This is a genomic window from Streptomyces aureocirculatus, from assembly GCF_000720475.1.
Taxonomy (GTDB): domain Bacteria; phylum Actinomycetota; class Actinomycetes; order Streptomycetales; family Streptomycetaceae; genus Streptomyces; species Streptomyces aureocirculatus.
On record NZ_JOAP01000188.1, the window covers coordinates 1 to 268 of the forward strand.

The window sequence follows — 268 nt, forward strand, 5'->3', positions numbered from 1 at the left end:
TCATCCCTGTCATGGAACGTATCCGCGTCGGCCGCCTCGGCGGCGGGCGTCCCCGCACTCGGCCGGACCATCTCGGCGGTGACAAGGCGTACTCCTCGCACCGCAACCGCCGCTACCTGCGCAGACGGCAGATCAAGCACACCATCCCCGAGCCGAACAACCAGCGAGTCAACCGCAAGCGCCGCGGCAGCCAAGGCGGGCGGCCCACCGGCTTCGACAAGACGATCTACAAGCGCAGGAACGAAGTGGAGCGGACGATCAATGCCCT

Annotated in this window: 1 protein-coding gene; it reads left to right on the top strand. The window is 67.2% G+C overall.

The features are described 5' to 3' along the window. The coding region (locus IG78_RS0141300; RefSeq protein WP_030575074.1) for an IS5/IS1182 family transposase at positions 1-268 on the top strand (268 nt) is incomplete at both ends.